This is a genomic window from Cupriavidus sp. 8B, from assembly GCF_054589115.1.
The window spans coordinates 1-8,762 of record NZ_BAAILO010000269.1 but is presented as its reverse complement, the minus strand read 5'-3'; the positions used below and the strand labels follow the sequence as shown (position 1 = coordinate 8,762).

Genomic DNA, 8,762 nt, shown 5'->3' with positions numbered 1-8,762 from the left:
GTGCCGCCGGGGAGGGGGCAACGGGCCGGGTGATCCGGCCCGTTGCACTATCGGCATCCGCATGGCTTGCCGCATTCGCTTGCCGCATTCAAGCTAAGCGCCTGGCTGGCCAAAGCCCGACGTGCGCGCCAGCACGATAGCCTGCGCGCGGTTCTCCACTTCGAGCTTGGAGAACACGCTGGTGATGTGATTGCGCACCGTCTTCTCAGAAAGCCCGAGGTGCGCGGCGATCTGCGCGTTGTCGCGGCCTTGCGCGATCAGCTCCACGATATCGCGCTCGCGCCGGGTCAGCGTGGTAAAGGCCAGGTCGGTGCTGGGCGGCGGGGCGGGCAGGAAGGCATGCACCTCGTCCAGCCAGCGTTGCCACGCCGGCTCGTTTTCCAGCAGCAGGTGGTTGTCGCTCTCGAGCGGTACAAAGTGCGCGCCGGGAATCAGGCTGGCGATCAGCCGTCCTTCGTCAAAGGGCACCCGCGCATCGCGTACCGCGTGCAGCACCAGGGTGGGACAAGTCACCAGGGGCAGCAAGGACACCACATCGATATCGTTGAAGATGCGCATGAAGCGCGCTGCGTTGGCGGGTGAGGTGGAGACGCGCTCCAGCTCGTTGAACCAGCGGTGCTGCTCGGCGCTGCCGCCCGGGATGAACTGGGTGGTGAAGAACTGTCGAAAGGCCGGGTTTTCCTGGCCCCAGCCGATCTCGGCGAGCCGGTTCATCAGCTCCGCTTCTTCCCGTAGGCGCGGATCGAGCTGGCGCTTTAGCCTGCCGCGCGCGTAGCCGCCATGCAGGATCAGGTGGCTCACGCGCTCGCTATGCGCCACCGCGAAGGCCACGGCAATCGAGGCGCCTTGCGAGATGCCCAGCAAAGGGAAGTGATCGACACCCGTGGCTTCCACGATGGTCTCCAGGTCGCGCACCCAGGACTCGAAGGACAACTCCACATCGCGGTCTGACAGGCCACAGCCGCGCTCGTCGTAGCGCACCAGCGTATGGCAGTGGGAGAGCTCGTTGAGGAGATGGCTCCACACCGGGCTTTCCACGTCGAACTCCAGGTGGCTCATCCAGTTCGCCGCCTTGACCAGCGGCGGGCCCTGGCCGCTGATGGCATACGCCAGGCGCACGCCATCCGTGGTGGTGCAAAGGCGGATCTGTTGTTTGCGCGTCGGCATGGGCGAGCACGCGGGCAAAAAGTGCAGGCGCGGCATGCCTAGGCACGGCTGCCGCGGGAGACGTACCGCGTGCTGCATGTAGATTAGCAAAGGAAACCCGGGAGGAGGGCAATGCTTTCATTCTGCTTTCGGTGTCTTTAGGCGGCTTTCATAGGCTTTCATCGTGAGGCGGCTCCGGGCTGGCCGCCCCATCACGGCTGACCGAAAAGCGCGAGCTACGCTGCCGCGGCTATTGCGACCGCGCTCGCTGATGCCGGGCCGCTTCCCAGTCCACTTCCCAGCCCGCTGCCAATCTCGCCCGGCAGGGCGGACAGGCATTCGGCTCCGCTTGAATTCGGATCCGCCTGAGTACCGCGCGCCCCCTCGCCGAACGGATCCCGGGGTCCGGTGTGCCCGCCATCGGCAAAGGGATCGCGCGGCCCCTTGCGCATGCCGTCCTGGAAGGGATCGAAGTTGCGTGAGGCACAAGCCGACAAGCCCTGGCGGCCTGGCGCGGCGAAGGCATGGCCGTCACGCGGGCCGGTGTGCGCGGGCGCGCTGATGGCAACCGGCGCCTGGCCGCGCGCACCGGCGTGCGCCAGGGCCGAGGCCAGGACGCCAGTCACCAGCGCGCAAGCGGTGAGCAGGGTCTTCGCAAGATTCGTATGCATATCGAACTCCAGCATGAATACCGGCACTGGCGTGGCCAAGGCCGGCTAGGCCTTTCATGGGCAATCCCATTGAGCAGGAAGCCAGATACGCACGTGACCGCCCTGAACGTGCCATGGCCGCACACGCAACGCGAACCGGCATCCATCCCATCCATGAGGGGCGTGCTGCGTGTGTTTGATAACGAGGGGGTATTGTCGGGCGCGGTCCCTGCGCCAGCCATGAGGCCAGCGTCCCGGTTGGCAGCCTGGGGTCGGTCCCGGTACCGGGACGAGGGTCCCGGAACAGGTGGCGAGCGTGGCGGCAAGCTGTGTGGCAAGGGGAGCGGATCAGGGCGGCGCAGCGGCGCTGCCGCCACGAATGTGCCACAAAATCGTCAAGTTGCTGAAACAATAGGCAGTCCGACCGGATTGGCGGCTGCAAGCCGGTTGGCGGGAAGCAAGGTGCCTGTTATCCACAGTATTTGTGGATAACACGACCCATTGAAACGGGTGTTTCTGCACAAACAGGCGGGCGTTGTCAAGTCATTAGAGTGCTTCCTCGAACGGGTGGCGGCAACGATTTCCCGAGCGGGTTTTGGTGGGGGCCGCCGCGCCAGCGAGTTCGGCTTCGCCGATGGTTGTGCAAGAAGCATAAGCAGCGCAGTGGGGGAGTAGCGCGCTATCCTGATGAGTATCTTTACCAGCAGTTTGGACTCATCCGCCTTCCGTGCGCGAAGGCATGATGTTCTGTCCGAGAGCCGGATGCGTTAGTAGCGCACGTCCGGTTCGATGAGCGGGATGTGAAAACGGAGCCACGGTTCGGCTAGTGAGGCACCGCCAAACGAAAGGGGCGGTTACAGATATGCAGAACCTAACGCCACCGCGTCACATCTCGACTCTACCCGTTTCGTGAGCTGACCCCCTTGAACATGGAAAAGCGCTCGTTCGTTCCGTTTTTTCCTTGTTCGTTCGTGCACCGTCAACAACAAATGGAGAGAATCATGAAGTGCGATAAGCGAAGATATGCGCTGCGTTTGGCGCTCGCTGCGGCCGCATTGCTCGGAGCGACAGCGCCAATGACGTTTGCCGCCCCCATGAAAATCGAGGCAGTCCTAACGCCAAAGGAGCAAATCCGCCTTGATTTCGCGGATGGTAGCAAGCACTTCGTTTTGATGGTTAAGCGCGAGGGTAAAGCCATCGGGCAAGGTCCGCTGGCCGGGACTGCGGTGACGGAATACGGTCGGCATGACATTGTGCCTGGTGTCGGCGGCGACCCAAGTGGCTATTTAGTGTTTACGGCGGCAGAGGGCGACGTCGCCTACGTGAAGTGGTCGATGCGCGCGGTCTTCCTTCCGGGCCCCGACGGCAAGCCTGCGCTGGTTGACAACGGTGTCTGGGAAATAGTCGGTGCCAGCGGGAAATTCAAGGGCTTGCAGGGTGCGGGAATGCTTCACATCGACCGGGTTTCACCAACGGACCGTAATTTCATTCTTGAGGGCGACCTGGTTCCTTCTGGGGCAGACATAAAAAAATAGCCGACGCCGGGGGGCGGGTTGGCCTGCAACGAAGGTGATCAAGGCGGCCGGGATCGAGCCGGAGTGAGGGGGCAGATGCAGAAGCAGATGCACTACGCTGGTTTGCTCCCCTCTCCCGCACGCGGGAGAGGGGAGCTACGGCAGCGCAGGTACCAGTCCAGCGATGAATCGCCCCACAGGGAAGTCCGATGAAGCCCGCGATCTAAACCGGCTTGCGATAAACCACGAACCCCGAGTTCTCCGCGACCTCGTCATAGAGTTTCATCGCCGTTGCGTTGGTCTCGTGCGTTTGCCAGTAGACCCGCTTGGCGCCGGCGGCTTCGGCGCGCTGGTAGACAGCCTCGATCAACGCGCGGCCCACGCCGGTGCCGCGCGCCGCCTCTGAAGTAAAGAGATCCTGCAGGTAGCAGCTCGGGCCGATCTGGATGGTGCTGCGATGAAACAGGAAATGCACCAGGCCAAGCAACTCGCCGGAGCGCTCCGCCACCAGCGCGTGCATGGGCTCATACGCGTCGAAGAAGCGCGTCCAGGTCGTGCGGGTGATCTCGGCCGGCAGCGCCGTCTCTGCCTTGCGGCCATAGAAGGCGTTGTAGCCATCCCATAGCACCTTCCATGCTTCGAAATCTCTTGGCTCGGCGGGGCGGATCAGAATCGGGTCGGTCACGGGGCTTCCTCGGGGCGGGTGTGCGGTGCTAGGTGCGGCTGCTCGATGCGGGCGGCGGCGTGTACCGTGCCTTGCCGCTGCGCTTGGCTTCGTAGAGCGCCATGTCGGCGCGCATGAAGAGCTCGTTCACGGTCTGGCCGTCGTCTGGGTAATGGATGGCCATGCCCACGCTGGCTGTCGCCACGATGGTATGGCCCTCGATGAAATGCGCCCGCCTGGCTGCGTGCACGATGGCCTGGGCGATGCGCTCCAGCGTTGCGATGTTGAGTGCGTCGTCCAGCACGATGCCGAATTCGTCGCCGCCGATCCGGGCCACCGCGTCGCCGGTGCGCACGCAGGCGGAAAGGCGCTCGCCGAAGGCAGCCAGCAGATGGTCGCCAACGGCGTGCCCAAACGTGTCGTTGATGGTCTTGAAATCGTCGACGTCCACGAGCAAGAGGGCGGCGCTGGCGTGGTTCGCGCCAGCCCGGGCCATGGCGTCCGCCATGCGCCGGTCGAACCCCTTGCGGTTAAGCAGGCCCGTGAGGTGGTCCGTGAGCGTCTGCGCTTCCAGGCTGCGCATTTTCTGGCGCTCGCTGGTCACGTTGCGCGCGAACATGTACAGGCCCTGGACCGTGTCCCGATCGTCATTCCAGGCGGGCTGGTACGTGACTTCCATGCACTCGGCGCCATCCTTGCCTTCCAGGCTGAAGGTAACCGACGCGCCCAGGTAAGCCTGTTCCAGGTAAGGCTTCGATGCCACGTAGGCGGGGGTGCCCCAAAGCTCGCGCACCGTGAGCCCGACAATCTGCCGCACCGGCAGGCCGAACCGCTGCGCGTAGGCCTCGTTGACGAAGACATAGCGCTCACCCATGTCGATGAACGAGACAAAGTCGGGTACGTGGTTGGCAATGGCCTCGATCCGCTTCTCGCTCTCGGCGGCGCGATCCTTGGCGGCGCTGAGCGCGGCTTCCCGCTCGGAGAGCTGGTGCATGACCGCGCCGAAGGTGGTGGCCAGTTCGCCGATCTCGTCATTGCGCCCGGTTGGCAGCGCAGCCAGCGCATCCAGCGCGGCAGGATCCTTGGGCACCTCGCCAACCACGCGATGCAGGAGCTCCAGCGGCGCCAGCATGCGCCGTATCACCAGCCACATCAGCAGCGCGGCTAGCAACAACGACATGCCGGCGGCCATGATCGTCTTGCGGCGAGCCTCCATCAGAGGGGCGAACGCTTCCTTGGCGGGCAGGACCGAAACCACCTCCCAACCATTGGATTCGAGCAGGTAGCGCGCCACGATGGGCTGCGTCGGGTTGACGATCTCCCACTGGGAAGGGGGCGTTTCAAGGCCGCAGGCCTCGCCAAGGGCCTTCGCCGGCGCCATCACCTTCGCCGGATCGGGGTGCATGGCGTAGCGCGGGTTCGTGCCGGAGGAGACCAGGCAATAGCTGCCGGTCAGGCCAATCCGGCTGTGCGCCAGCCGGCCAAGGAAGTTGCTCTCCGAGAAATTCAGCGCGCCGCCAACCACGGCCAGCAGCTTGCCGTCCGGGCCGCGCAAGGGCACGGCAAGCACGGCGCCGGGCGAATCGCTCATCCGGCCCCGCAGGAGGTCCGACACGGCAAACTCCGAACCATTGACGATTTCGCGGAAGTAGTCGCGGTCCGCCAGGTGGATGCGTTGCCCGATGGGTACGGCGGTACTGAACACCATGTCGCCGTTGGGCAATGCCAGGAACACGGCATTGAAGATCTCCGGCATGGACACGGCCTGGGCCGCGAAGCGCCGCATGTCGGCGGGCGGCTGCCCGAGCATGGGCGCCAGCTGGTGCGCCAGGCGGCGCAGGGCGATCGCCCGCGTCTCGAATTTCTCGTCGAGTTGTTCCGCAATCAGCTTGACCAGCGTTTCTTGCTGGGCCTGGCGTAGCGCTTTCAGGCCCTGGTACGCGTAGAACTGGGCGAACAGCGCGCGCGCCAGGATGATGAACGTCACCACGAGCGCCGTGGCTATGGCTACCCGGTACTTTAAGGAGTGCCGCATAAGTATCTTGTTCTTGGCGTTGCGGATCAGCCTGACCGCCGGCCCTGCCGTCCCGGCTGCCCGACCTCCATCGCAGGCGACTGACCCGGTTCGTAGGTTAGCAGAAGCGGGGCGGCCGCTCTGCATATGCCGACGCCATTGCTCTGGCATGCGTGTCTTAACCGTGGCTTTGGCCGGCACAAGTGGCTTTCGGGGGGCTAGAATGCGGCAGTCCCCCAACAGTCCAGCGGCGGCCCGCCGGCTGGAGCCTGCCCCCTTCCCGTCCTCCGACAATCCATGACCCTCGATCCCGTTCTCCACTTCCTGCACATCGCTGGCGTCACGCTCTGGGTGGGCGGCATGTTCTTCGCCTATGTCTGCCTGCGTCCGGCAGCGGCCACCCTGCTGGAGCCGCCGCAGCGGTTGCGCCTGTGGCGCGCCGTATTCGCGCGCTTCCTGGCCTGGGTCTGGGGCGCCGTCGCCCTGATCGCCATCAGCGGCATGTCCATGCTCGGCGCGCTCGGGTTTGCCGCCGCGCCCATCCACTGGCACATGATGCTCGGCCTTGGCCTGATCATGATCGCCATCTTTGCCTATGTGTACTTCGGCCCCTATGGTGCGCTGCGGCGCGGCGTCGATGCGCAGGACTGGAAGGCCGCGGGCGCCGCGCTGGGCCGCATCAGGCAGGCCGTCGGCCTGAACCTGCTGCTTGGCGCACTCACCATCGCGGTAGCAACGCTCGGCCGGCTGCTCGCCTGAGGGCTGCGGGTCAGGCCGGCTTGCTCACCATCAGCCAGTACACCACCAGCAAGCCGCCGAACGCCGGAAACCCCAGCGCCACCCAGATGCGCTCATACAGCCAGTAGCGCGGTGCAAGCCCACCGGTATCCGTGGCACCGCGCGATGCCTGCGCAGCCTGGACGGCCATATCGCGCATCCGCCATTGCAGCCAGAGCACCGGCAGCCAGCAAGCCCCCGCCAGCGCATACAGCGAAAGCGACATCGACAGCCAGGACGCCGATGGCGGATACCCGCCCGCATGCATCATGTAAAGCCCGCTCAGCGGCTGGAAGACCACTGCCGGCGCGGTGATCCAGGTGTCGGCCCGCACCACCCAGCGGGTCACCACCGCCATGGCCTGCACAGGCTGACGCGCAAAGGCTAGCCGCGGCTAAGCTGGCCCAGCGTGACGTTAGTCGGGCAAGAACTAGCCCGGGCTACCTCAATTTGATGACCAACTAGATGGAATTTAAATGGTTCATCGCCGAGTTTCGGGGGAGGCCATGGGCGTCTCAGTACGACCCAAAGCGGCCGGTGAATATCTCAGGAAGCGCCCATTCAAAGATCGAATGAGGTGTGGGTTAGTTTCACACGTACCTGCTTGGATAAGGTCTTGGCAAGGGGCAATTCCCGCACCGCGCCCCGCAAAAGTTCTTTATTGGATTCGGACAGCGGACCCTCGTGATCGATCTCGACGCCGAAGTTCGTATCAGTCTCGAGGCGCTCAATGGCGACCTTCACGCTGAATCCTGTGAAGCTCGCGCCCGCCCTTTGTCTCACCATTTCAGGCGATGCCCTTCTACTCTTCGGCGGGCTGCTCGCGCATGCGACGGGCTTCGTCGCGCAGGAACTGCTGGTAATCGTCCAGATCCCCGTCGAAGGGCTCGACGCCGCCCTTGGTGACCAGCCAGAACTCGTCGCATACGGCGCGCAGCAGGGCCCGGTCGTGACTGACCAGCATCACTGTGCCTTCGAATTCGTTGAGCGCCATGCCTAGCGCTTCGCGTGTGGCCAGGTCGAGGTGGTTGGTAGGCTCGTCGAGCAGCAGCAGGTTGGGGCGCTGCCACACGATCATGCACAACACGAGCCGCGCCTTTTCGCCGCCGCTCATCGTGCCAACCGCCTGATGGACCATGTCGCCGCTGAAGCTGAATGTGCCGAGAAAGGTGCGAAGGGATTGTTCGGTGCCACTCTGGCCGGGGGCGCGCATGTGCGCCGGCGTGTCCTTGGCGAGGCGGATCATGTGTTCCATCGGCGTGTCGAGCGGGCGCAGCACGTCGAGTTCCTGCTGTGCGAAGTAGCCGATATTCAGGCCTTTGCCTTCGCTGATTTCGCCGGAAATCGGCGCCAGCGCGTGCGCCACCGTCTTCACCAGCGTGGACTTGCCTTGGCCGTTGGCACCGAGAATGCCGATGCGCTGCCCGGCCAGCACGGAACGATTGATGCCCCGCACGATGACCGTGGGCGGCGTGCCCGGCAGTGCGCCGGTCGGCGCCGGGTAGCCGAAGCTCGCGTCCAGCATCGACAACAGCGGGTTCGGGACGTTGAGTGGCTCCTTGAACTCGAAGTTGAACTCTGCGTCGGCAAGCACCGGTGCGATCTTCTCCATGCGTTCGAGCGCCTTGACCCGGCTCTGCGCCTGCTTCGCCTTCGAGGCCTTGGCCTTGAAACGGTCGATGAATTTCTGCAGGTGGGCGATCTTGTCTGCCTGCTTGGCCACCGCGGCCTGCTGCAATATGAGTTGCTCAGCGCGCATGTCTTCGAACTTGCTGTAGTTGCCGCCATAACGCACGAGCTTGGCGTTGTCGACGTGCACCGTCACCTGCGTCACCGCGTCGAGGAATTCGCGGTCGTGGCTGATCACGACGAGGGTTCCTGGATAGCGCTTGAGCCAGGCTTCCAGCCAGACCAGCGCGTCGAGGTCGAGGTGATTGGTCGGCTCGTCGAGCAGCAGCAGGTCGGACGGGCACATGAGCGCGCGCGCCAGTTGCAGT

General features: G+C 64.5%; 9 protein-coding genes. 2 read left to right on the top strand and 7 right to left on the bottom strand.

Annotation, left to right across the window (positions count from 1 at the left end; all coding sequences use genetic code 11):
* Positions 1 to 93: 93 nt before the first annotated feature.
* The gene (locus ACYP5B_RS27065) at positions 94 to 1,167 is read right to left on the bottom strand and encodes an alpha/beta fold hydrolase (RefSeq protein ID WP_459571750.1); all 1,074 of its coding nucleotides are present in this window, start codon (positions 1,165 to 1,167) and stop codon (positions 94 to 96) included.
* A 215-nt stretch (positions 1,168 to 1,382) separates the two neighbouring features.
* Positions 1,383 to 1,817, bottom strand: a complete 435-nt coding sequence (locus ACYP5B_RS27060; protein WP_459571749.1) for a hypothetical protein — start codon at positions 1,815 to 1,817, stop codon at positions 1,383 to 1,385.
* Positions 1,818 to 2,725: 908 nt separating this feature from the next.
* Between ACYP5B_RS27060 and ACYP5B_RS27055 the strand changes: the two genes are divergently transcribed.
* Positions 2,726 to 3,331, top strand: coding sequence for a hypothetical protein (locus tag ACYP5B_RS27055; protein WP_400097849.1), 606 nt, complete (start codon positions 2,726 to 2,728; stop codon positions 3,329 to 3,331).
* A gap of 202 nt (positions 3,332 to 3,533) precedes the next feature.
* Here the strand turns inward: ACYP5B_RS27055 and ACYP5B_RS27050 are convergent, their stop codons facing one another.
* Positions 3,534 to 3,995 (bottom strand): N-acetyltransferase family protein, encoded by a 462-nt coding sequence (locus ACYP5B_RS27050; protein ID WP_459571748.1) that lies wholly within the window; start codon positions 3,993 to 3,995, stop codon positions 3,534 to 3,536.
* Between the two features lie 28 nt (positions 3,996 to 4,023).
* Positions 4,024 to 6,009 carry a sensor domain-containing diguanylate cyclase gene (locus ACYP5B_RS27045; RefSeq protein WP_459571747.1) on the bottom strand — a complete coding sequence of 662 codons (1,986 nt, stop codon included), beginning with the start codon at positions 6,007 to 6,009 and terminating at the stop codon, positions 4,024 to 4,026.
* 276 nt (positions 6,010 to 6,285) lie between these two features.
* Here ACYP5B_RS27045 and ACYP5B_RS27040 point away from each other — a divergent pair, with 276 nt between their 5' ends.
* Complete coding sequence (locus ACYP5B_RS27040) at positions 6,286 to 6,747, top strand: CopD family protein (RefSeq protein WP_459571746.1); 462 nt, start codon at positions 6,286 to 6,288, stop codon at positions 6,745 to 6,747.
* A gap of 10 nt (positions 6,748 to 6,757) precedes the next feature.
* Here the strand turns inward: ACYP5B_RS27040 and ACYP5B_RS27035 are convergent, their stop codons facing one another.
* The 3 genes from ACYP5B_RS27035 to ACYP5B_RS27025 form a co-directional block, all read right to left on the bottom strand.
* Positions 6,758 to 7,123 (bottom strand): DUF2269 family protein, encoded by a 366-nt coding sequence (locus tag ACYP5B_RS27035; protein WP_459571745.1) that lies wholly within the window; start codon positions 7,121 to 7,123, stop codon positions 6,758 to 6,760.
* A 203-nt stretch (positions 7,124 to 7,326) separates the two neighbouring features.
* Positions 7,327 to 7,509 carry a hypothetical protein gene (locus ACYP5B_RS27030; protein WP_459571744.1) on the bottom strand — a complete coding sequence of 61 codons (183 nt, stop codon included), beginning with the start codon at positions 7,507 to 7,509 and terminating at the stop codon, positions 7,327 to 7,329.
* A gap of 58 nt (positions 7,510 to 7,567) precedes the next feature.
* Positions 7,568 to 8,762 (bottom strand): ABC-F family ATP-binding cassette domain-containing protein (locus tag ACYP5B_RS27025; RefSeq protein ID WP_459571743.1); only part of this gene is annotated, 1,195 nt, incomplete at its 5' end.

Coding starts and splice junctions, on each gene's coding strand:
- ACYP5B_RS27035 (WP_459571745.1), bottom strand. CDS start 7,123: ATGGCGGTGGTGACCCGCTGGGTGGTGCGGGCCGACACCTGGATCACC.
- ACYP5B_RS27040 (WP_459571746.1), top strand. CDS start 6,286: ATGACCCTCGATCCCGTTCTCCACTTCCTGCACATCGCTGGCGTCACG.
- ACYP5B_RS27045 (WP_459571747.1), bottom strand. CDS start 6,009: ATGCGGCACTCCTTAAAGTACCGGGTAGCCATAGCCACGGCGCTCGTG.
- ACYP5B_RS27060 (WP_459571749.1), bottom strand. CDS start 1,817: ATGCATACGAATCTTGCGAAGACCCTGCTCACCGCTTGCGCGCTGGTG.
- ACYP5B_RS27055 (WP_400097849.1), top strand. CDS start 2,726: ATGGAAAAGCGCTCGTTCGTTCCGTTTTTTCCTTGTTCGTTCGTGCAC.
- ACYP5B_RS27065 (WP_459571750.1), bottom strand. CDS start 1,167: ATGCCGACGCGCAAACAACAGATCCGCCTTTGCACCACCACGGATGGC.